This is a genomic window from Pseudomonas sp. NFX15 (genome assembly GCF_049132105.1).
Taxonomy (GTDB): Bacteria; Pseudomonadota; Gammaproteobacteria; order Pseudomonadales; family Pseudomonadaceae; genus Aquipseudomonas.
Genome location: NZ_JAFMPV010000001.1, coordinates 98,932 through 120,423, shown reverse-complemented (window position 1 = coordinate 120,423; position 21,492 = coordinate 98,932). Strand labels below are relative to the sequence as shown.

The 21,492-nt window shown below is 59.4% G+C and carries 21 protein-coding genes and 2 pseudogenes; 13 read left to right on the top strand and 10 right to left on the bottom strand.

Going from position 1 to position 21,492, the window contains the following annotated elements:
• The first annotated feature begins 200 nt into the window (after positions 1–200).
• Complete coding sequence (locus tag J1D76_RS00530; protein ID WP_421136515.1) at positions 201–1,787, top strand: arylsulfatase; 1,587 nt, start codon at positions 201–203, stop codon at positions 1,785–1,787.
• Between the two features lie 373 nt (positions 1,788–2,160).
• Here the strand turns inward: J1D76_RS00530 and J1D76_RS00525 are convergent, their stop codons facing one another.
• From J1D76_RS00525 to J1D76_RS00515, 3 genes are all read right to left on the bottom strand, one after another.
• On the bottom strand, positions 2,161–3,084 hold the full coding sequence (locus J1D76_RS00525; RefSeq protein WP_421136789.1) for an NADP-dependent oxidoreductase: 924 nt from the start codon (positions 3,082–3,084) through the stop codon (positions 2,161–2,163).
• 74 nt (positions 3,085–3,158) lie between these two features.
• Entirely contained in the window at positions 3,159–3,590 is a 432-nt protein-coding gene (locus J1D76_RS00520; RefSeq protein ID WP_421136514.1) for a DoxX family protein, read from the bottom strand.
• A gap of 255 nt (positions 3,591–3,845) precedes the next feature.
• The gene (locus J1D76_RS00515; protein ID WP_421136513.1) at positions 3,846–4,166 is read right to left on the bottom strand and encodes an ester cyclase; all 321 of its coding nucleotides are present in this window, start codon (positions 4,164–4,166) and stop codon (positions 3,846–3,848) included.
• Positions 4,167–4,452: 286 nt separating this feature from the next.
• On the opposite strand from J1D76_RS00515, the pseudogene J1D76_RS00510 reads away from it, so the two are divergent.
• The 3 genes and pseudogenes from J1D76_RS00510 to J1D76_RS00500 all read left to right on the top strand — a co-directional run.
• Positions 4,453–4,560: pseudogene (locus J1D76_RS00510) on the top strand (AraC family transcriptional regulator CmrA); the annotation flags it as partial.
• Positions 4,561–4,619: 59 nt separating this feature from the next.
• Positions 4,620–5,522, top strand: coding sequence for a LysR family transcriptional regulator (locus J1D76_RS00505; RefSeq protein ID WP_421136788.1), 903 nt, complete (start codon positions 4,620–4,622; stop codon positions 5,520–5,522).
• 126 nt (positions 5,523–5,648) lie between these two features.
• A pseudogene (locus tag J1D76_RS00500) lies at positions 5,649–5,765 on the top strand (NAD(P)H:quinone oxidoreductase); the annotation flags it as partial.
• Here J1D76_RS00500 and J1D76_RS00495 read toward each other — a convergent pair.
• Positions 5,735–6,358, bottom strand: coding sequence for a dTMP kinase (locus J1D76_RS00495; RefSeq protein WP_421136512.1), 624 nt, complete (start codon positions 6,356–6,358; stop codon positions 5,735–5,737). The pseudogene J1D76_RS00500 and the gene J1D76_RS00495 overlap by 31 nt on opposite strands.
• A 123-nt stretch (positions 6,359–6,481) precedes the next feature.
• Between J1D76_RS00495 and tspO the strand changes: the two genes are divergently transcribed.
• Positions 6,482–6,922: a tryptophan-rich sensory protein TspO gene (tspO, locus tag J1D76_RS00490; RefSeq protein WP_421136511.1), complete on the top strand. Its 441-nt coding sequence runs from the start codon at positions 6,482–6,484 to the stop codon at positions 6,920–6,922.
• Positions 6,923–6,933: 11 nt separating this feature from the next.
• Here the strand turns inward: tspO and J1D76_RS00485 are convergent, their stop codons facing one another.
• Complete coding sequence (locus tag J1D76_RS00485; RefSeq protein WP_421136510.1) at positions 6,934–7,086, bottom strand: hypothetical protein; 153 nt, start codon at positions 7,084–7,086, stop codon at positions 6,934–6,936.
• A gap of 191 nt (positions 7,087–7,277) precedes the next feature.
• Between J1D76_RS00485 and J1D76_RS00480 the strand changes: the two genes are divergently transcribed.
• On the top strand, positions 7,278–7,733 hold the full coding sequence (locus J1D76_RS00480; protein WP_421136509.1) for a glycine zipper 2TM domain-containing protein: 456 nt from the start codon (positions 7,278–7,280) through the stop codon (positions 7,731–7,733).
• Positions 7,734–7,909: 176 nt separating this feature from the next.
• On the opposite strand, the gene J1D76_RS00475 is transcribed toward J1D76_RS00480, so the two are convergent.
• Positions 7,910–8,368: a winged helix-turn-helix transcriptional regulator gene (locus tag J1D76_RS00475; RefSeq protein ID WP_421136508.1), complete on the bottom strand. Its 459-nt coding sequence runs from the start codon at positions 8,366–8,368 to the stop codon at positions 7,910–7,912.
• A 109-nt stretch (positions 8,369–8,477) separates the two neighbouring features.
• Here J1D76_RS00475 and J1D76_RS00470 point away from each other — a divergent pair, with 109 nt between their 5' ends.
• The 3 genes from J1D76_RS00470 (at position 8,478) to J1D76_RS00460 (ending at position 13,761) form a co-directional block, all read left to right on the top strand.
• Positions 8,478–9,734 (top strand): MFS transporter, encoded by a 1,257-nt coding sequence (locus J1D76_RS00470; protein WP_421136507.1) that lies wholly within the window; start codon positions 8,478–8,480, stop codon positions 9,732–9,734.
• 171 nt (positions 9,735–9,905) lie between these two features.
• Complete coding sequence (locus J1D76_RS00465) at positions 9,906–13,007, top strand: autotransporter outer membrane beta-barrel domain-containing protein (protein WP_421136506.1); 3,102 nt, start codon at positions 9,906–9,908, stop codon at positions 13,005–13,007.
• Complete coding sequence (locus J1D76_RS00460; RefSeq protein ID WP_421136505.1) at positions 12,979–13,761, top strand: autotransporter domain-containing protein; 783 nt, start codon at positions 12,979–12,981, stop codon at positions 13,759–13,761. The genes J1D76_RS00465 and J1D76_RS00460 overlap by 29 nt, the downstream gene beginning before the upstream one ends.
• On the opposite strand, the gene J1D76_RS00455 is transcribed toward J1D76_RS00460, so the two are convergent.
• Entirely contained in the window at positions 13,751–14,332 is a 582-nt protein-coding gene (locus J1D76_RS00455) for an eCIS core domain-containing protein (RefSeq protein WP_421136504.1), read from the bottom strand. The two genes, J1D76_RS00460 and J1D76_RS00455, sit on opposite strands and share 11 nt — an antisense overlap.
• A gap of 232 nt (positions 14,333–14,564) precedes the next feature.
• On the opposite strand from J1D76_RS00455, the gene J1D76_RS00450 reads away from it, so the two are divergent.
• A complete protein-coding gene (locus tag J1D76_RS00450; RefSeq protein ID WP_421136503.1) occupies positions 14,565–14,909 on the top strand; it encodes a hypothetical protein in 345 nt (114 codons plus the stop codon).
• 5 nt (positions 14,910–14,914) lie between these two features.
• Here the strand turns inward: J1D76_RS00450 and J1D76_RS00445 are convergent, their stop codons facing one another.
• Complete coding sequence (locus J1D76_RS00445; RefSeq protein WP_421136502.1) at positions 14,915–15,148, bottom strand: hypothetical protein; 234 nt, start codon at positions 15,146–15,148, stop codon at positions 14,915–14,917.
• Positions 15,149–15,482: 334 nt separating this feature from the next.
• On the opposite strand from J1D76_RS00445, the gene J1D76_RS00440 reads away from it, so the two are divergent.
• Complete coding sequence (locus J1D76_RS00440) at positions 15,483–17,141, top strand: arylsulfatase (RefSeq protein ID WP_421136501.1); 1,659 nt, start codon at positions 15,483–15,485, stop codon at positions 17,139–17,141.
• A 51-nt stretch (positions 17,142–17,192) separates the two neighbouring features.
• Here the strand turns inward: J1D76_RS00440 and J1D76_RS00435 are convergent, their stop codons facing one another.
• On the bottom strand, positions 17,193–18,623 hold the full coding sequence (locus J1D76_RS00435; RefSeq protein ID WP_421136500.1) for an aldehyde dehydrogenase family protein: 1,431 nt from the start codon (positions 18,621–18,623) through the stop codon (positions 17,193–17,195).
• 124 nt (positions 18,624–18,747) lie between these two features.
• On the opposite strand from J1D76_RS00435, the gene J1D76_RS00430 reads away from it, so the two are divergent.
• Both J1D76_RS00430 and J1D76_RS00425 read left to right on the top strand, forming a co-directional pair.
• Positions 18,748–19,659, top strand: a complete 912-nt coding sequence (locus J1D76_RS00430) for a LysR family transcriptional regulator (RefSeq protein ID WP_421136499.1) — start codon at positions 18,748–18,750, stop codon at positions 19,657–19,659.
• A 121-nt stretch (positions 19,660–19,780) separates the two neighbouring features.
• The gene (locus J1D76_RS00425; protein WP_421136498.1) at positions 19,781–20,188 is read left to right on the top strand and encodes a hypothetical protein; all 408 of its coding nucleotides are present in this window, start codon (positions 19,781–19,783) and stop codon (positions 20,186–20,188) included.
• A 114-nt stretch (positions 20,189–20,302) separates the two neighbouring features.
• Here the strand turns inward: J1D76_RS00425 and J1D76_RS00420 are convergent, their stop codons facing one another.
• A complete protein-coding gene (locus J1D76_RS00420; protein ID WP_421136497.1) occupies positions 20,303–21,478 on the bottom strand; it encodes an MFS transporter in 1,176 nt (391 codons plus the stop codon).
• Positions 21,479–21,492 lie beyond the last annotated feature (14 nt).

The window sequence follows — 21,492 nt, the reverse complement described above, 5'->3', positions numbered from 1 at the left end:
TCCGGTTCGACCAATGGCCACACTAGGAGCGAGCTTGCTCGCGATGGCGTCGGCTCTACCGACATTGATGCTGGATGGGCTGACGCCTTCGCTGGCCAGCGCCTGCGACCACCTGATTCGGGTGGCGTATCGTCCCGGATGACGCTTGAACATGGCTGCTGGTCGCCCTGCGCGACGCCCGTCAACAAGGAGCCAGTCAGATGACTCGCATAAAAAAGTGGCTGCCGAAACTCGCCCTGATGGCGACTACGGTCATGGCGCTGTCGGCAACGGCCGGCGCTGCGGAAAGACCCAACATTCTGGTGATTTTCGGCGACGACATCGGCCAGACCAACATCAGCGCCTATTCCATGGGTGTGGTCGGCTACAAGACGCCTAACATCGACCGCATTGCCCACGAAGGTATGCTGTTCACCGACTATTACGCGGAGAACAGCTGCACCGCCGGGCGCTCGTCGTTCATCACCGGGCAGTCACCGCTGCGCACCGGTCTGACCAAAGTCGGTGTACCGGGCGCGCCGATCGGTATTCAGAAGCGCGACATCACCATCGCCCAGGCGCTCAAGTCACAAGGCTACGCTACCGGCCAGTTCGGCAAGAACCACCTGGGCGACAAGGACGAGTTCCTGCCGACCAACCATGGCTTCGACGAGTTCTTCGGCAATCTCTATCACCTCAACGCCGAGGAAGAACCCGAGCGCCCGTACTGGCCCAAGGATGACCCGGACTTCGCCAAATCCCGCACCCCACGCGGGGTGATCCACAGCTTCGCCGACGGCAAAATCGAAGACACCGGTGCGCTGACCACCAAGCGCATGGAAACCATCGACGACGAAACCACTGCAGCGGCCCAGGCGTTCATGGAGAAACAGGCCAAGGCCGACAAGCCATTTTTCGTCTGGATGAACACCACGCGCATGCACCTGTTCACCCACGTACGCGATTCGATGAAGGGCCAGAGCGGCATGCCCGGCAACGACTATGCCGATGGCATGCTCGAGCACGACGGCGACGTCGGCAAACTTCTGAAAACCCTCGATGACCTGAAAATCGCCGACAACACCATCGTCGTCTACACCACCGACAACGGCCCGAACCAGTTCTCCTGGCCGGACGCGGCGACCACACCGTTCCGCAACGAGAAGAACTCCAATTGGGAAGGCGCCTACCGCGTACCGGCCATGGTGCGCTGGCCAGGCAAGATCAAACCGGGGGAAGTGTCCAACGAGCTGTTCTCGGGCATGGACTGGTTCCCTACCCTGCTCGCCGCGGCTGGCGAAACCGATGTGAAGGACAAGCTGCTCAAAGGATGGGCACCGACGTCTGGCGGAACCAGCTTCAAGGTGCACCTAGACGGCTACAACCAACTACCCTACCTGACTGGCCAACAACCCAAAGGCGAGCGCAAGGAGTTCTACTACTTCAACGATGACGGCGTGCTGGTGTCGATGCGCTACGACAACTGGAAAGTGGTGTTCGCCGAGCAACGCGAGCCCGGGGGCTTCACAGTATGGAGCAGCCCGTTCGTGCCGTTGCGCGTGCCCAAGCTGTTCAACGTGCGGATGGACCCCTATGAACGGGCCGACATGGTCTCGGATCAGTATTACGACTGGACAGTGAAGAACTCTTACCTGCTGGCAGCGGGTGTGGCCAAGGCGGCTAGGTTCCTGCAAACCTTTGTCGAGTATCCACCGAGCCAGAAACCGGCCAGTTTCAGCATCGACCAGATCCGCGCGGCGGTAGACGCGAAGATCGAAGAGAAAAACAAGGCGCAGACCAAGCAATGAGATGAGGCCGCCGCCGACTTTCGAGTAGGCGGCGGCATTTTATGGCACAGAGACCCACCTAAAGAGTTCTAGAACATCGGAATTCGTTGTTCAGGCGTCTGCCCTCACGTCCAATCTACTGAATCATATTAACTTTTTAGTACAGGAAAAAGTGAGTAGGGGGTGTCGGCATTCGGTGCGGTGTCGGCGTTCATCGCATTGGTGATCCAGAAGATGAACGCGACAGGTTCAGATCAGGAATAAAGGCTGGTAGGCAGTTAGTCGGATCCTTCCGACAATTTGCCTGATTCTGCGGGGAGACCCCTGCACGCTGCCAACGGCAAAGGGCGCGAACGTCCAACCCGACGATGGACGCGCACGCTGCAGCACGAAGTTACTTGGTCGCATCCAGGACCAGCCGGCCCCGCAGATGGCGACCCTGGCTCTTCTTGACCGCTACTTTCGCGTCACTCAAGGCATAGGCTTCAACGTCGACCGTGAAATGGCCCTTGTCGAACAGTTCGGCAATCAGCGAGAGCTGACGGCCATCCGAGCGAGTGGCAAAGTTGGCGGGAGTCACGCCGTAATCATTGGCCAGCGACATGTTCGGCAGGCTCACCGGTGATACCAGCACGCCGTTTCTTTTCAAGACTTTGAACGATCGGGTTTGCGTATCGCCGCCGACCAGATCCAGCACTACATCAACGTCAGATACCAGCTCTTCGAACGCCTGAGTCGTGTAGTCAACGACGTAATCGGCGCCGAGGTTTTTGAGGTAAGCATGATTGTGCGCAGAGGCCGTGGCGTAGACTTCAGCGCCCAGGTACTTGGCAATCTGCACGGCCATGCTGCCGACACCACCGGCCGCTGCGTGGATCAATACCTTCTGGCGGCGCTGCACGCCAGCGTGTTCGGTCAATGCCTGCCAGGCGGTCAGTGCGGCAGCAGGTACAGCACCTGCCTGCAACATGCTCAACGATTTTGGTTTGATCGCCAACTTTGAAATAGGTGAAACGGCTTTAGTGGCGTAGCCACCAATAATGTTGATGAAGCCAAACACTTCATCGCCAATATTGAACTCAGTGACGCCCTGCCCCACTGCAATCACCGTACCGGCCACTTCAACTCCGGGGGTAAATGGCAGCGGCAATGGGATAAACGCTTTCATAGCCCCGGACAGGATCTTCCAGTCAATCGGATTGACGCCGGCGCTAGCCACATCGATCAGCACTTCACCTGCACCGGCGACCGGGTCTGCAACGTCCTCCAGGCGTAAAACTTCAGAGTTGCCGTATTCGTATACACGTATGGCTTTCATGGAGGTCTCGAAGAATGAAAAAGAAGGGCGGAAAAAAGCGCTACGCAGGCTTGGCCTTAGCAGCGCGAGGGGAATCAACGGCGAGCGTCGAGGCTAAAGCGACCGGCGCCGAAGGCGACGACTTGCAGCAAGCCACCGGCCATGGCGATGTTCTTGAAGAAGTGGATAAACTGATTTTGATCGCCCAGCGCATTGTGGAACGCCAGTGCGGTGAACACGCTGAACACCGCCAGCACTGCGGCAACGGTGCGGGTGCGGTAACCGGCGATCAGCGCCAGGCCACCACCGATTTCAACGATGATTGCCACCGCCAGGGCCAGTTGTGGCAGCGGTAGACCGACCGAACCGATGTAGCCGATCATCATCGCCGGCGCGGCCAGTTTGGAAAAACCGGAGAGAATGAAAATGGCGCTGAGCAGGATGCGGCCGATCAATGAGGCCGAAGCCTGGGTGACGTCGTTTTGTTCAACAGTGTTGGTTTGAGCGATGTTGGCTGAAGTCGTCATGAGCAATTTCCTTCAAGGTTTGCGCGACTCCCATGAATCGCTGCAGTGAAGAAATAGTGCGCCTCGGTGACTAACCTGTGTAGCTGACTAATTTAGATCATTAGGTTCGATAAAATAGAATAGCGCTCATCAGCATGCGCGTATGGGGGCGTTTTTTGGCGAATTGACGGTCGCCCATCTCAACAACCCTCCCTTAGGTGACTTGCTTGCCTTCTCAGGGCTCGATTTTACCGCTCGATGGTCTTTGCCAGACCTTCACTTTTTCAATATGCCAAGCTGATGTAAGCCCGTCAGCCAGTCCTCCATATGCCAGGTACGGACAATCTTGCCGTCCTTGAACTCATGGATATCGGTGGCGGTGATATTGATTCTTTTGCCAGTGGGCGTAACGCCTGCGAAAGTCCCACTTTGAACGCCGCAAATCCGTGAGCGCACAATGACCTTGTTGCCATCCTGCAACACTTCCTCAATCTTTATGCTGAAATTCGAGAAGGTGCCGTGCAAATGATGCAACACCTCTTTGGCGCCGGCAGGGCCCGGCGCCTGGTTGGCTCCGTATATCCGTCCAGTCGTCACTCAAAATACGATCGATCAGGCTTGGGTCGTTCTTATCGAAAGCCGCATACCAAAGTTCTACATCCTGCTTGTAGTGGCTGGCGTCTCCGGCATTCACGAAAGTGCTGGCGCAAAGCGCCACAAGACAGAGTGCGACCCTCCAAAATATTATGCCAGTCATTGCGTTCTCCTGATTAGCCATGGCAACGGCACCATGTTGCTCGGCAATCTGGCTTAACGCGGCATCGTTGGACAGTCGAATAAAATCGATGCTAACGATCTAATAAATAGAATGGCTGAGCGGCGGGGGTTCCAAGTGGGGTATGAAAGCGCTTCGCAATCCAGTCGTGAATACAGCCGTCAATTCGGACCACCACCGACACGCGACCTGGCCAAACTCCGCAGTTTTGCCTGATGGGTGAAGAGTTTCGTAGAGCCAGGTTAGTATTGAGCAATACGTTCGAGGAATTCGGCATGATCTCCGACCCCGGCACACCGACACTGGACCAGCTGCGCGTGTTTTTAACCGTCGTGGAAGTTGGAAGCTTTGCGGCGGCGGCTAGAAAACTGCACCGGGCTACTTCCGTCATCAGCTATTCAATCGCCAACCTTGAAATGCAGCTCGGCGTCTCGCTGTTTGATCGCCAGACGACTCGAAAACCCCAGCTCACCGACGCGGGGCGCACTGTTCTGGCCGAAGCAAGGACGATCGCCAACGGAATTCATGGGTTGCGTGCCAAAGTCAAAGGCCTGCTCCAAGGACTGGAAGCGGAGGTGCATTTGGTCCTGGACGTGATGCTTCCCGCCGAGCGCGTGGTCGATGCACTCAAGTCTTTTCGCGAAGAGTTTCCTACAGTGGCTCTGCACCTGCACATGGAGGCGCTCGGTGCCGTCACTGAACTGGTGATCAACCGCGGCGCGATCATTGGCATCAGTGGGCCAATGAATGAAGGCATCGACGGCATCGAACGAATTGGGGTCGGCAGCGTCGAGTTGATTCCGGTTGCCGCACCCAATCATCCGCTGGCTTCCAGTGCTTCCAATACGCCGGGTGCCGGGCGTGAATTCACCCAGCTGGTGCTGTCTGACCGCTCAGTCCTGACCAAGGACACGGATTTCGCCGTCCTCAGCAACCGAACCTGGCGACTGGCAGACCTGGGTGCCAAGCACATGTTGCTACGCGAAGGCATTGGCTGGGGGAATATGCCGGTTTCAATGATCCGTGAGGACTTGGAAAGCGGACGGCTTGTAAGCTTGAATTTACCGGAACTCAACAGCGGGATTTATACTTTCGACGCCATCTACCGCACAGATTTGCCACCCGGGCCTGCTGCACGTTGGCTGATTGAGCGGTTCGTCAATCAAAGCTCGGAATGAGAAACAGCAGCTACGCTGAACGATGCAGCACCGTTTCATAGATTGTGAGTTTTCCACTGTTCTCTTTATTCGAGTCTCTGGTGGAAATTAAGCGGGTTTTTCAGGGGCGCTTTGCACGGAAAAGTAGGCGGCGCGTCTTATGGTGCAACAACGATCACAGGCGGAGACGGTTCACGTCAGCCAAGCGAAATCGAACTCGCGGGCGCTCGCCATCAGGGCGAATTGATCAACTGCACTTTATAAATCTCGGCAACGATCTGCAGCGTGGCCTCCTCGATCGTGCCTTCGTTACGGCATAAAAACCAATCGTGATCGGCCATCGCGCGTTCGAATGCCTGGGTACAAGCGATCTGCTCTTGCAGGCTATGGATCACGGTACTGCCCAGCCCACGGGATCGTGACGCGGCCCTCGCCCATGAAATATCGGGATCGGTGACAACGCCGACATGCAGGTCTGGCACTTGCACGTTTCGATCAGTGTTCATTTGTAGAATGTCTGCAAACGGGACCATCCGGCGGAACGCAGCCTCTGATGGGTACCAGCGATCCATCAGGATAATGCTGCCCAATGGCTGTTTAGGCAGTACGTGCCGGGATATCCAACGACGGCTATCAGCAAAGCGCTCACACACCCTCAACTCCAAATCCCTGCCGGGATTTCTGACGAATTCGTTAACGAGCGCCATGGTGATTCCCCTGTAGGGATCGCTTTTTTTCTCGCACAGCCGGACTACCTTCTTGTTTTCCATCCTCAGTGCTTTCGTCACGGCTTCCAACAATGTGGTTTTTCCGGTCCCCTTCGGCCCATCCAGGGAAACAAATAACGGGCGATTCATTCCAGGCCTTGGTTGAGTCATTCAGCCCCATCTCTCCAAACTTTTCATTGTCGTGGGTGTCCGCTCTTAAGCGGTTGTAGCAATAGCATCGCATTTTGAAAAAGCTGCCGCTAAGGAGTGGTGATGACCTTTTATATTTTTCTTCTGGCCTGCTGCGCTGCCGCCAGCACAGGCTTTTTCTTCAAACCGGGCCCGTGGTACGCAACACTCGCCAAGCCCAGCTTCACGCCACCCAATTGGGTGTTCCCGGTCGCTTGGTTAATTATCTATGTGTTGCTGGCCTGGGCTGGGTACCGGTTGAGTGTGATGCCGGGTAGCCAGGATGTCCTGGCTTTATGGGCGGCGCAGATTGCCCTCAATACGCTGTGGACGCCGGTTTTTTTTGGCGCCAATCGTGTTTTCGCCGGCATGCTGATACTTGCCCTGCTCTGGCTTGTCGTCGCTGCAATGGTGGTAATGGCATTGCAGCTTGATGTGATGACTGGGCTGATCCTGTTTCCATACCTTATTTGGCTTTGTGTCGCCGGCGCGCTGAATTTATCCATCTGGCGCAATAACCGTTGATGGCAGTCGTTTCAGGCGGCCAACGCATGCTCGATAAACGCCAGCAATTCGCCTTGCAAGCGCTTAGTAGGCCTCGGCGACGAGCGCGGCAATGCGCTCGGCATCTTCGGGTTGTGCTCGGCGAATCCTTTTTCGACGAAAACAGCCGCTTTCATGAGTGCCATGGTGGTCCCTCCTGGGTCGGTGACGGGATTTAAGTTCAGCACGAAATCCACGGCCTGCCGGGTTACCGGATCAGAGGCAGCGTTGGACCACCCTGCCCGACGCACGAATCAGCCATATGCGCCGGGCTTTTTCGTCTAACGTCAATGGGTGCGGCTTGCACGAGCCACTTCCTCTGGAAAGGAGTTCAACGATGAAAACTTTCGCTTCCTGGCTGACGATGACGCTTCTTGGGCTGGTGCTGGGCGGTTGCGCGGCGGTCGGCGCCGGGAGTGGCGGCGCTGGCGAAATGGAAATTCGTTCGGGGAAAATCGAGCAGATTACCCAGACCCAGATGCAGACCAACCACGACAGTGGCGTCGGCGCCATCCTCGGCGGTATTGGCGGCCTGGGCCTGGGCAGCCTGATCGGTGGCGGTACCGGCCGGGATGTGGCGATGGTCGCCGGCGCTCTCGCGGGTGCAGCGGGCGGCAACTACGTCGAGAAGAAAAAGTATGACCAGCCCGTGGATGCCCAACAGATCATCGTCCGCACCCACAGCGGCGTACTGGTTCAGGTGACCCAGCCGATCAACCCGGCGCTGCGAAAAGGCATGAACGTGTATGTCGAAGGGACTGGCAACGACGCACGGGTGGTGCCACAAAGCTAGGCTGCCAACCCATGCGCGCAACACCGTCAAACGGCTGAAGGACCATCCGGTGGTTGCGATGCGGGGCAACAATGACCTCGATGCGCCTTGGGCGCACGACCTTCCCGATTACCTGAGGTTGGAACTCAACGGCTGGAGGGTATTTGGTGCATGACATCGCCGACGCCATGCCCCCCTCACGACTCGCCGACAACCACCCTCACCCGATGGCAGTCGAACGGCCCGAGCGCCTGGCCGCTCGCCGAGCGCACTTCAATCGGCATCAGGGTTTGGACGTGTTCGTTGTCCACTAGCGCAGAACGCGTCTCTTGCGCCTGGAACAGGAACCGTTCGCCCCACTGACGCAGGCTGACCACCACGGCAAACAATTCATGCCCCTTGTCTGTCAGGACGTACTCCTTGTAGGCACTGCCATCCGACGCCGGTTGCACCTCGAACACACCCAACTCGACCAGCGATTTCAAACGCGTCGACAGAATGTTCTTGGCCACGCCCAGGCTCTTTTGAAATTCACTGAAGCGGCGAATGCCATCGAACGCGTCGCGGACGATCATCAGTGACCAGCGATCACCGATGGCCTCCAGCGTTCTTGCTACCGGGCATTCATTGTTTTGAGTGGTGGTGCTGTCGATCATTGAAGTGACCTTTTGAGATTCGGTTAACGTGGTTGCATTTTAAAACCTGATTGGGCAACAATCGAATCAGGTTTTAATTTGAAACCAGTTTATCGCCTCGGAGGCTCACATGACAGCACAGACCGACTCGGCCACACAAACGCTCCTCAAGCCGGCAACGAAACCAGCGCAAAGCGGCCAGGTTACGGGGCTTTCCCCGGCGCTCACGTTGTTGTTTTCCGTTACCTGCGCGCTGGCCGTCGCCAATGTTTACTTTGCCCAACCCTTGCTCGATTCAATGGCCGGCAGCCTGGGTGTGAACGATTCAGTTATCGGTTTTGTGGTGACGGCGACCCAGGCCGGCTACGCGTTGGGGTTGCTGTTCATCGTGCCGCTGGGCGACTTGATCAACCGCAAACGGCTGGTGCTGTTCCAAGTGCTGCTGTCTGCCGTTGCGCTGATGGCCGTCGGTGCGGCGCAGCATTGGCTGGCCCTGTTGGCTGGCATGCTGGTTGTCGGTTTGCTGGCCGTGGTGGTTCAGGTGCTGGTGGCCTATGCCGCCGTGCTCGCAACGCCGCTTCAACGGGGGCAAGCCGTGGGAACAGTCACCAGCGGCATTGTGCTGGGCATTCTACTGGCGCGGTTTACCTCGGGACTGATAGCCGACCAGGCGGGCTGGCGCGCCGTGTATTTCGTGTCCAGCGCATTGATGCTGAGCATCGCGGCGGTGTTCTGGAAAGTCCTACCGCCCGACAAGTCGCCATCCAATCGGCTTTCCTACCCTGCCCTCGTCCGCTCGCTGTTCACGCTGTACTTGACCGAACCGGTGCTACGGACCAGAGGCCTGCTGACCATGCTGATCTTTGCGGCTTTTTCCGTGCTCTGGACCGCCATGGTGCTGCCGCTGAGCGCCCCGCCACTGTCGCTTTCCCACACGGCCATCGGCCTGTTTGGCCTCGCCGGTGTCGCCGGGGCCTTGGCGGCCAGACGCTCCGGTCGCTGGGCCGACCGGGGTTTCGCACAACGGGTGACCGGCATCGCGCTGGCGATCCTGACGTTGTCCTGGCTGCCCATCGCCATGGCTCAGACGTCACTGCTCGCGTTGATCGTTGGCGTGATCTTGCTCGATTTCGCCGTGCAAGCCGTGCACGTCACCAACCAGAGCCTGGTGTTTGCCGCGCGCCCCGACGCCCAAAGCCGCATGGTGGGCGCCTACATGTGTTTTTACTCGGTGGGCAGCGCGTTGGGCGCCGCCGCCGCGACCCAAGTGTATGCGCACTGGGGCTGGCCGGCCGTCAGCCTTCTGGGTGCTCTGATAAGCGCGGCGGCGCTGGTGCTGTGGTGGTTCACGTTACCTGCTTCAGCGACCCATCAAGCAAGCGCCTGAACACCTGCGCAGTCAGGTTTCATCGTCCTGCTGAAAATCAACTATGGTTTATGCCCAGATGCATGGCGAGTAGGCTGAGCTCATTTCTGTGTTGCGTATGCAGCAGTATTCAGTGCCGTTGAGTTGCCCTTCGGAGCCGAGCCTACGGGGTTGGATGACTGGGAGGTCAATATGCGCGTCGCACACGCTCCGTTACCCACTGAATACACCTTGCGCACGCGCTGCGCGCTCACTGTTGCGATTGCCAATGCGTTGGTGATGATGGACGCACAGGCAGCCTGCGGCCCCTTGGCCGCGGGCACCTACAACGTGTCGCAGACCTGCATACCCGGCGCAGGGCTCGACGCGTCATTGTCCACGCAACCCGGCACCACTATCACCACCGCTGCCGGCTCTGCGGTATTGAGCCGCGCCTCCAACGCCAATTCTACGCTGACACTCAGCGGCACTACGATCAACAGCAGCCCGCCGACCGCGGCCAACGCCGTGTTCTCCAACGTGACCGGTGCGGGTGGCGCGGGCAATGCCAGCCTGATCGTGGACGGCGGCACCAGCAACGTCAATTCGGTGGGATCGGGCCTGGATGCGCTCGCCATCACCAACGCCAACTCCGGTTTGACCGCGTTCACGGTCACTTCGGGCACCACGCTGAACATCCTCAATGCGGTGCCCGGTGACGAACACGACGGCATCGATGTCACGGCCACTGGCGGCGGTGCGATCAACGTGATCCACAGCGGCAGCGGCACGATTACCACCTCCGGCGGCAATGGCATCTGGGCCAAAGGCACGGGCGGCAGCAACGTCAATGTCAGCGTGGGCAGCGGCGTCAGTTTTCTCGTCGACAACACCAATGCACTCTCCGCCGGTCCTCCCATTGGTGACGATACCCTGCCCACGGCGGGCGTCGGCAACCACGCGGGGGTCCACACCCGGGCGATCAATGGCAACACCACCGTCGACAACGCCGCGGCCATCACCGGCCGGGGCATGAACGCCTTTGGTGTGTTCACCGAAGGCGGCACTGGTAACACCCGTCTGCACAATAGCGGAGCGATCAGCACCGATGGCTTGAATGGTTTTGGTATCCGGGCAGTCTCGACCACCGGCAGTATCAGCGTGGTCAACGACGGCGCGATCACCACCACCGGGGGCGGCGGCCACGGCATCTATGCCAATGACAATGTCGGGGCCACCGGCAATATCAGCATTGAAAACAATGCGCCGCTCACCGTCGGCAGCACTTCCGATACGGTTGGCTCACGAGCCATCTACATCATCAAGCGTGGTACCGGCGACACCACCGTCACTGGTAACGGCAACATCAATGTCCTCGGCGGCCTCACGACCGCCCGCGCCTACGGCATCATCATCAGCGCCGAGGGCAACACCCTCGTCAACTACGGCGGTGACATTTCCGCCAGCGGCGCCGGAGCGGGAGGCATCCGGGCTGACTCAACCTCGGGCAGTGTGCGTGTCGATTACACCGGCAATCGCATCGAAACGTTCAATGGCAATGCCAATGGCATTTTCGTCTCGACCAAATCGCCCACCGGCACGCTGGACGTGAACGCCCGCGGGACGATCACCACCCACTCCAACACCGGGGGTGGCGATGGCACCGGCATTGGTTCGTTCGGGATACAGGCTTTGAGCCAGGGCGGCAATATCAATGTGACGTTCAATGGCCCGCGCATCGATGTCAATGGCAGCGGTGCCGCCCTGCTTGCCGGTAATGCATTTGACGCCGGTAGCGGCTTGGGCGGCCTCAGCGTCAACAATTCCGGAGAGCTCATTGCTCGGGGCAATCAGCAACAAGGCATCCGCACATTTTCCAGCACCGGGGAGCAAACCGTTACCAACACCGGTGCCATCCAGACCCTCGGCGCCAGTGGCAGCCAGGGCATTCGTGCCGAGGCGTCAGGTGCCGCCAACCTGCAGGTCAACAACTCGGGGGCGATCACGACCCGGGGTGCTGGCTCATCCGGCATCGATGCGCAAACCCTCGGCGGCTCGACCAGTGTCAACAACAGCGCTGCGGTGCAAGCGGGATGGAGTGACAGCAGCGCTGTCACGCTCGCCGGCGCGACACAAGCGTTGACCAACACCGGCACCCTCGGCGCCCTCAGTGACGCTGCCGTGCGCGCAGACGCGAATGGACCGGGCAACACGTTCAGCCTCGATAACGCCGGGCAAATGACGGGGTCGGTCACGGCCACCGGCGCGGTCAGCACGCTGGCCAACCCAGGCACCTGGACCCTGCGCAATTTTGCCGACAGCACCGGCAGCGGCACCCGCGACACCTGGGGTGTAGCGGTCAGCAATCTTGGATCGGCGGCGGGCAACAGCATCGACAATACCGGGCTGATTCGCCTGGCGGCCCAGCCAACTTCCGGCATCGCTAACTTCAACACCAACGGTGCCTACCTGCCACTGGGCCAAACGGCCAACCAACCCACGCCAGGTGGTGCGGTGCAAGGGCAAATACTCGGTGTCAGCCGTTTCACAAACAGCGGCACCCTTGACCTCGCGGGCGGCAGTCACACGGTGGGTAACGTGCTGGTCATCAGTGGTGCAACCACGGCAGGCACCGATGGCGGTGGCGTGTTCGTGTCCAATGGCGGCAGCGTGCGGCTCAACACCACGTTGAATGAAGGCGGCGCGAACAGTCGCTCCGACTTGCTGGTGGTGGACTCGACGTCGACCGGCAGCCGTGGCACCACCGGCCTGAACGTCACGCATGTGGACGGCTTGGGTGCCCTGACCCAAGGCAACGGCATTGCCGTGGTCGAGCTGGCCAACAAGTCGCCTGCGGCCAGTGATCCCAATGCCTTCCAACTGGCCAATCGTGTGGTCGCAGGCCCTTACGAATACCGCCTGCAACAAGGCACCAGGGATGGCACGGCGAAAGACACCTGGTACTTGCGTTCGGACCAGACGACGCCGGTTGGTCCTCCTGGCCCCGGGCCAGATCCTGATCCTGATCCCGAGCCGTCTCCCGCGCCTACCCCCGCGGCGGTTCCCAACTATCGTCCTGAAGTGTCTCTTTACGGCGCACTGCCGGCCCTGGCTCTGGTGTACGGGCGCACGATGGTCGACACCCTGCATGAGCGCGTCGGCGAAGAACGCCTCAACCCCGGCGATCCACTACCGGCGCAAGACCAGACCGCCGACAGCCCGTCGATGGGGTGGGGGGCGTGCGATCTACCGCAGCGGAAAACAGGATGCCGACCGAAAAGGCGTATTGGGCAATACTCCGCAATACAACTATGACCTGACAGCCTTCCAGATCGGCGCCGATCTCTATCGCAAGGTGCGCACCGACGGCAGCCATGAGCAGGCCGGGATTTCCTTGTCGGCCGGGACCATCGATGCAGGCGTCAGCCACTACACCGGCCGCGCCGCCGGGGAGGACACGCTGCGCGCCTACGGGGTGGGCACCTACTGGACCCATTTCGGTCCTTCTGGCTGGTATCTGGACGGCGTATTGCAACTCAATCATTTCGACATCGAGGCCAAGCCCAGCGATCTGGCGAAACTTGAAACCAAGGGCTGGGGCTACACCGCGTCACTGGAGAACGGCTATCCGTACCAAGTCGATAACAACTGGTACGTCGAGCCCCAGTTGCAGGCTATCTACAGCTACGTCGACCTGGACAACAGCAATGACGTCGGCGCCAACGTGCGCTTCAAGGACGTGGACTCCTTGATCGGTCGCCTGGGGGTGAGAATCGCCAGGGACTGGGATACCGAGGGCACCGACAAAACCGCGCGGCGCACCAACGGCTGGATTCGGCCCAGCATCTGGCATGAGTTCAAGGGCCAGCCAAAAACCGAGTTCTCTTCCGAGACCGGGTACATTCCGTTTGAATCGGATATTCAGGGCACCTGGGGGGAAATCAATCTGGGCGTGGACTACCAGGCCAACCAGCGCACGACATTTACGGTCTCGACCGGTTACCGGCAGGGATTCGACGGCGACAGCCATGGCTACGACGCGATGCTGGGCTTCAAGATCAATTTTTAGCCGCTTGGCGCAGCGAACGCCGCACCTCAGCCTGAATGGTGTAGGCCGGGGCCTCCACGGCATTGAAATCCTGCGTGTAACGCTGGGCAAAGCCCGTAACGCCCCATTCCCGGTATTGCTGAACATGCTTGAGTTCGTGGGCCCAGAGCGCCACGTCCTGCTCGGCGGCTAGCGGGTCACGAAAGAGGATGATGTCGATCAGCGTCACGGCACCGACATCGGGGTTTTGCAGCATCGCCGAGGCCGCGTCGAGTTGGCCGCTGTCACTGACTTTGTAGCGCACGGCATCGAGCTCGTCGGGGGCGTACCAGCGCAGCAGTTGTTCGCGAATGTGGGCGGGAATGGGCTGGACGCCAGCGTTGGCGGCTTCGATGTGGGCCTGGGTCAGCCACAGCGCCAGCGCCGGGGCGGCGAGTTGGTAGACGCCATCGGTCATCACGTCGGGCAGACAGATGCATTCGTCCAGGCACACGCGTCTCTCGTCCGCCGGGCAGTCGCTGGCCTGGGCCGGCAGTGCAAACGCCAGGCAAACGATGAACAGCGCCACCAGACGCAAGGTGATGGGCGACATGGAGTGCTCCAGCGAAAGCGATTAAGGGGCTTGCTACAACCGTTCAGGAAAATGGATTTTTTTGACGTTTACGACCGCGTAAATAATCAATTTTTTAAACCGATTTCCTTTGATACCTGTCTGTCACCGCCCGGTCATACCTCTAACGCCAACCAACAAGCCTTCCCGTTGCGTTGCCTCGCCTCGCACTCAGGCGTGGCTAACCGGCCGGAACTATTGACAGGACGTGACCATGACCGTTCCACTCGCCACCGCCCAACTCCTCGCCTGCCGCCGCCTGGCCATGGCACAGAACGAAAAACTGTTCGAAGAGGCCAATGCGCTCAATCGCTCGGCGCACGATTTGCTGGACCGCCCCGACCTCGACAGCGACCTGTTCCTTCACTATTTGCAGCTTCGGGGCAAGGCCGAAGCGATGTTTCGTGAAGCGCTGGAGCATCTGTCGATTGTCAATGAACAGTTCCCCCCGGTTCCTGTACGGACAGTGCCCCGATCCCTTGAGACGCTGATGGCCTTCACCCCGCCCGCTGCCCGGGCACGCGCCGATTGGGCCGCCGCCGGCGAAGCGAGTGCCTGAATCGTTCAGGGCAACAGCAGCGCTTGATGAATCTCAATGGTCGGCACGGCGCCATGCTTGCGCCGGCTGTCCAGCCAGCGGCGGGTCTTGTCGACATCAAAGATCTGGCCCTGCTCCATCAGCGTCAGAATCAGCGCGTCCGCCACCCGGTAGCGACCACACTCCGGACAATCGCGCTCCTCCCATGGGCCGTGACACTCGATACGCTCTGCGACGTTGACGCAGATCAGACAATTCATTGCGCTCACCCTTTTTTATTGTGCAGATATCTTCAGCCCGCCGGGACGGCTTGAGAATGGTCGACCGAAGAAACTGCGACATAGTTCGCAGCGTTGACGCTTTCAATGCAAACAGGTCGTATCCAACGCAACTGCGCCAAGGCAATTACCCCCGGTCTTCTGGAAAAAACCCACTAAACTCCTTCGGGTGCCTTAACCCGTACAGGTTCATGTAAGGCAGTCATGAACCTGTGTGCCCTGCCTAGGCTAACTGTTCGGTGATCAACGCACCCAAGAACGTTGTCGTTGTGCACGCATCACCGATTGCCACCCTGAAACAATGAGGATCGCTGATATGCACAAGCTATCGGATCGTTTCAAGCTGTCTGTCGTGTTTGCTGCACTGTTGTCTTTTAACGGGCTGGCCCACGCCGCTCAAACGGAAAAACCCAACATCCTGTTCATCGTCTCCGACGACACCGGTTATGGCGACCTGGGCCCGTACGGCGGTGGCGTCGGGCGCGGCATGCCCACGCCAAGCATCGATCAATTGGCGGCAGAAGGCGTCACGTTCTACTCGTTCTATGCTCAACCCAGCTGCACACCTGGCCGGGCGGCCATGCAGACCGGGCGAATCCCCAACCGCAGCGGCATGACCACCGTGGCCTTCCAGGGGCAAGGCGGTGGTTTACCCGCCGCCGAATGGACGCTGGCGTCTGTGCTCAAAACAGGCGGCTACGAGACCTACTTCACCGGCAAATGGCATTTGGGTGAAGCCGACTATGCATTACCCAATGCACAAGGTTATGACGTGATGAAGTACGTCGGCCTGTATCACCTCAATGCCTACACCTACGCGGACCCGACCTGGTTCCCGGACATGGATCCGGAAACCCGTGCCATGTTCGAAAAAGTGACCAAAGGTGCATTGTCCGGCAAAGCCGGTGAAAAACCGGTCGAAGAGTTCAAGATCAATGGTCAGTACGTCGACACCCCTGTCGTGGACGGCAAACCGGGCGTCGTCGGTATTCCGTTCTTTGATAACTACGTGGAGAAAGCCACGCTGGAGTTTCTCGACACCGCGGCCAAATCAGACAAGCCGTTTTTCATCAACGTCAACTTCATGAAGGTGCACCAACCGAACTTGCCGGCACCGGAGTTCATTCATAAATCCATGTCCAAGTCCAAGTACGCCGATTCCATCGTCGAACTCGACACTCACATCGGCCGGATCATGGACAAGCTCAAGGCGCTTGGCCTGGATAAGAACACCCTGGTGGTCTACACCACCGACAACGGTGCCTGGCAGGATGTTTATCCGGACGCCGGCTACACGCCGTTCCGCGGGACCAAGGGCACGGTGCGTGAAGGTGGCAACCGGGTACCGGCCATTGCCGTCTGGCCCGACAAGATCAAGCCCGACACGAAAAACCACGAGATCATCGGCGGCCTGGACCTGATGGCGACGTTTGCCTCGGTTGCCGGTGTGAAGCTGCCGGAAAAGGATCGTGAAGGCCAGCCGATCATCTTCGACAGCTACGACATGACCCCGGTACTCACCGGCAGTGGCCCTTCACCGCGCAAGGAATGGTTCTACTTCACCGAGAACGAACTGTCGCCGGGTGCTGCGCGTGTCGGAAACTACAAGGCGGTGTTCAACCTGCGCGGTGACGACGGCGCGACCACCGGCGGCCTGGCCGTCGACTCCAACCTGGGCTGGAAAGGCGCCGAAAAATACGTGGCGGTAGTGCCTCAGGTTTTTGACCTGTGGCAAGACCCGCAAGAACGCTACGACCTGTTCATGAACAACTTCACTGAGCGCACCTGGACCATGGTGCCGATTTCGGCTGCGATCATGAAGTTGATGAAAACCTACGTCGATTATCCTCCGCGCAAACTGCAAAGCATGGGTTATGACGGGCCGATCGAGTTGTCGCAGTACCAGAAATTCCAATACGTACGTGATGCGCTGAAAAAAGAAGGTATCAACCTGTCGATGCCGAATGGCAACTGATCAGGCCTGCTGAAGAAATGGCGGCCTTCGAGGGAAGGTCGCCATTGCCGGTCATTTTAACGGGTCATGCGCAATCAATGTCTTCGGTTCTAGAAACGCGCTCATCCCCCACTTGCCCATTTCGCGTCCAAGGCCTGAACGCTTGAACCCACCGAAGGGCGCACGCGGTTCGTGGGCCAGGGTGTTGATCAGCACCCGTCCCGAGTCGATTTGACGGGCAATGTTCACACAGCGCTCGGTGCTCTTGCCCAGCACCAGAGCACTGAGCCCATAGTCTGTATCGTTGGCAATGCCGATCGCCTCGGCGTCGTCCTCGTACGGGATGATCGTCAGCACCGGGCCGAAGATTTCCTCCCGTGCGATGCGCATCCGGTTGTTGGCATCGGTGAAGATCGTCGGTTTGACGAACCATCCGGCGTGCAAACCTTGCGGCCGACCTTCGCCACCCGCCAGCAGCCTTGCGCCTTCTTCCTGGCCGAGACGAATGTAGCCTTGCACACGCTGCCATTGCTTCTGGCTCACCATCGGGCCAATGTCGGTGTCGGCGCTGCGCGGGTCACCCGACTTAATCTGTGAGACGCCCTCCTTCGCCACCTGCTCGAATTCCGCCAAGCGGCTGCGCGGTACAAGAATGCGCGTGCCGGCGATGCAGGCCTGGCCGCTGTTGAGAAATCCGGCTTGCAGCACCAACGGCATGACCGCCTGGAAGTCCGCATCGTCCAGCACCACGGTAGGCGACTTGCCGCCCAGTTCGAGCGTCACGCGCTTGAGGGTGTCGGCGCCGGTTCTGACCAGGTGTTGGCCGACCGCGGACGACCCGGTAAACGAGATCTTGGCCACATCGGGATGGCGGGCGATTTCCTCACCGACCCCATCACCCCGTCCATTGACGATATTGAAAACCCCCGGCGGCAGCTGCGCTTCGTGCAATGCCTGGAGCACGACTTGCGTCTGCAACGCGCTCATCTCGCTGGGCTTGATGACGGCGGTGCAACCTGCGGCCAGCGCAGTGGCCAGCTTGTTGCAAATGAAGCCCGCGTTGCTGTTCCAGGGTGTGATCAGTCCGGCCACGCCCACGGGCGTCAGAATCACCCGGGCCATGCCGACCTGCTCCTCGAATTCGAATGCCTCCAGTGCATCGATCGCTTGTGCAATCACGTCCGCCGGATAAGTCGCCATCCAGCGCCCGCGAACTGCCGGTGCGCCGTATTCGATGAGGATCGCTTCCAGCAGTTCTTTCTCCCTGGCCGCCACGGCCCGATGCAGGCGTTGCAGCGCCGTTATGCGTTCCTCCCGAGTGGTACGAGACCAGGCCGGGAACGCTGCCTTGGCGGCGGCGATGGCACGCTGTGCGTCCTGTGCATCGCCCAGCCGAACCTGACCGATGACCTTCTCAGTGCTCGGGTTATGCAGGTCGAACCATTCCTGACCGTGGGGGATGACGAATTCGCCGTTGATGTAGATGTGTTCAATGCGTTGCATGGCGACTCCTCGCTGAAAAGGGCTCGCCTGTATCGAGCCTCTGTGATGCGCAGTCTACGAGGGAGTTATTGTTCCGATAAGCTATCCTTTGGCGCATGAAGTATCCGTATATTCAGGACTATCCATGCACAGAACAGGAATGACCGAGCTGGAAGTGGTGCTGGCGGTTGCGCGTCGCAGCAGCTTTCGGGGCGCGGCACAGGAGTTGGGCATGTCCACCACTGCCGTCAGCAGCGCGGTGGCCGGGCTGGAAGCGCGCTTGAAGGTGCGCCTGTTCAATCGCTCCACGCGCAGTGTGGCCCTCACCGATATCGGGCAACGCTATGTCGAACGCATCGCCCCTGCCCTGGCGCAGATCAAGAGTGCCGGCGAAGAAGCCAGCGTTGGGCCAGACTCGCCCAGTGGCACGCTACGCATCAATGCACCGTATGGCGCGGCGTACCTGCTATTGGACCCGCTGTTCAAGCAATACGCCGAGCGCTATCCCGAGGTGCCCATCGACATCGTCAGCGAAGCAAACATGGTCGACATCGTCGCCGAGGGCTTCGACGCCGGGATTCGCCTGGCAGAATCGGTACCGCAAGACATGATTGCCGTGGCGCTGTCGGGTGACATCCAGATGCTCGTGGTGGCAACGCCCGAGTACTTCGAACGCCATGGCGTGCCCGAACATCCGCGAGACCTGCTGACCCACCAAAGCATCGGCATGCGCATGGCCCACGGTGGCCTCTACCATTGGGAACTGGAACGCGAGGGCCAGAAGCTGCAGATGGACCTGCCGGTGCGCTTGGCCTGCAACGAACTGTTGGCCATCAAACAGGCTGTGTTGTTGGGCCTTGGCATCGGCTTCATTTCCGAGTGGTTCATCCAGGAAGAACTGGCCAGCGGCGCGCTGGTGCCGGTGCTGATGCCGTGGTGCCCGTCGTTTGGGGGGTTGCGACTTTACTACTCGGGCCATCGATTTGTGCCGGCGCGATTGCGCGCATTGGTTGAGCTGGTGCACGAGTTGCGGCCCCCTGGCGCCTCCAATAAGTAGCCGGTTTATCTCGCCGGTTCTCGTCGCAATGACTCAGCACAGGTAGCAAAAGATCAGAAATCCGCTATTACGTTAGTAGTTGCACTTCATTCATTGCAAACCTTCACGGGACCGCCCCTAGATGCGAAATCCACTTATGCATTCGAGCGTTCGTATCGGTTTTTTGCTGGGTGCGCTCTCAATGGGGCTGACCGCGTGCAGCAGCGGCGGGAACACCCACGCAACGAATAAAGAAGTAGCTTCACCCCCTGTCGATGACAGCGAGACCTCGTCTGTGCGTATCACGACGAGTTGGCTCCAACACTCACTTAGCCAAACGGGCTGCATCGAGCACGCCAAACAGGCACTTACAAAAGCCAGATATTTTGTTGAAGCCGGAGACAGATCAGTCTTTGGGATGCGTGAAGGTATGACTTTTTCGATTCGCTGCGACTACGAAGGCGTTGCTTTTTTCTCAGTGGCTTATCGCCACAGGCCCAGTACTCAATTGCAGGATCGGGTCCTGAATGAAATCACCCGGCTGTTTTAAAGTTCCTCACGCAATTCCGAAAAACTGTAGGCGCCGGCCTGCTGGCGATGGACTCAAGTACGCCGCGTTTATCCAGTTCACAGGCGAAGGGGCCGCTCATTTCAATCATGAGGTTTATTTCACCTCGATAGTGACAGGAACTGTCCGAACGGATCGCCAGCCCAACCCCAGCACCATCAGCAAGCCCAGACCCGCCATCACCGCCCCTGCCAGCGAAATGGCCGGGTAGCCCAGGCCGGCGTTGATGACCGCGCCCCCGAGTGCCGCGCCAATCGCATTGCCGAAATTGAACGCACCGATGTTCATCGCAGAGGCCAGGTTAGGCGCTTCCTTGGCGGCTTCCATCACACGCATCTGCAACGGTGGCACCAAGGCAAAACTGGCGGCGCCCCACAACAGGATCGACAACGCTGCGGGAAGCGGCCATTGCATGAACACCGAGAACGCCAGCAGCACGGCAATCAGCACCACGAGCGACAGTTTCAAGGTGCGGTCCACCGAACGGTCCGCAGACTTGCCACCCCAGACATTGCCGAGGGTCAAGCCGACACCGAACAGCACGAGCATGCCGGTGACGAAGTTGCTCGAGGCGTGGGTGACGTCCCGCAGAATCGGTGCGATGTAGGTGAACACCGTGAACATGGCACTGGACCCGACGACCGTCAGCGCCAGTGCGGCCAGCACCGGGCCACGGCCCAGTACGCGAATTTCGGCCATCAGGTTTCCACCCTTGGGGGCTGGCGAATTCGGCAGAGCGCACCAAAGCGCGACCATGACCATGGCACCGAGCCCGCTGATGCCCCAGAACGCGGTACGCCAACCGAAGTGGTCGCCGAACCAGGTCGCGAGCGGCACGCCACCAATGGTCGCCAGGGTCAGTCCTAGAAACATGGCCGCGACGGCACCTGCGCGCTTGTCGGGCGCTACCACACTGGCGGCCACGATCGAGCCAATGCCGAAGAATGCGCCGTGGTTCAGCGACGTCACCAGCCTGGCAATCATCAAGGTCTGGTAGTCGGTGGCCAATGCCGACAGCAGGTTACCCAGGGTGAAAATCGCCATCAGCCCGACCAACAGATAGCGACGCGGGACCCGCCCCGTGGCGAGGGTCATGATCGGGGCGCCGATCAATACGCCCATGGCGTAGGCACTGACCAACAGCCCGGCGGCGGGAATGGATACGCCAAGATCGGCGGCAATACCGGGCAACATGCCCATGGGCGCAAACTCGGTGACTCCGATGCCGAAGGCACCAATGGACAGTGCTACAAGGGGTGGATTGATATGCATGGTTGACTCCTCAT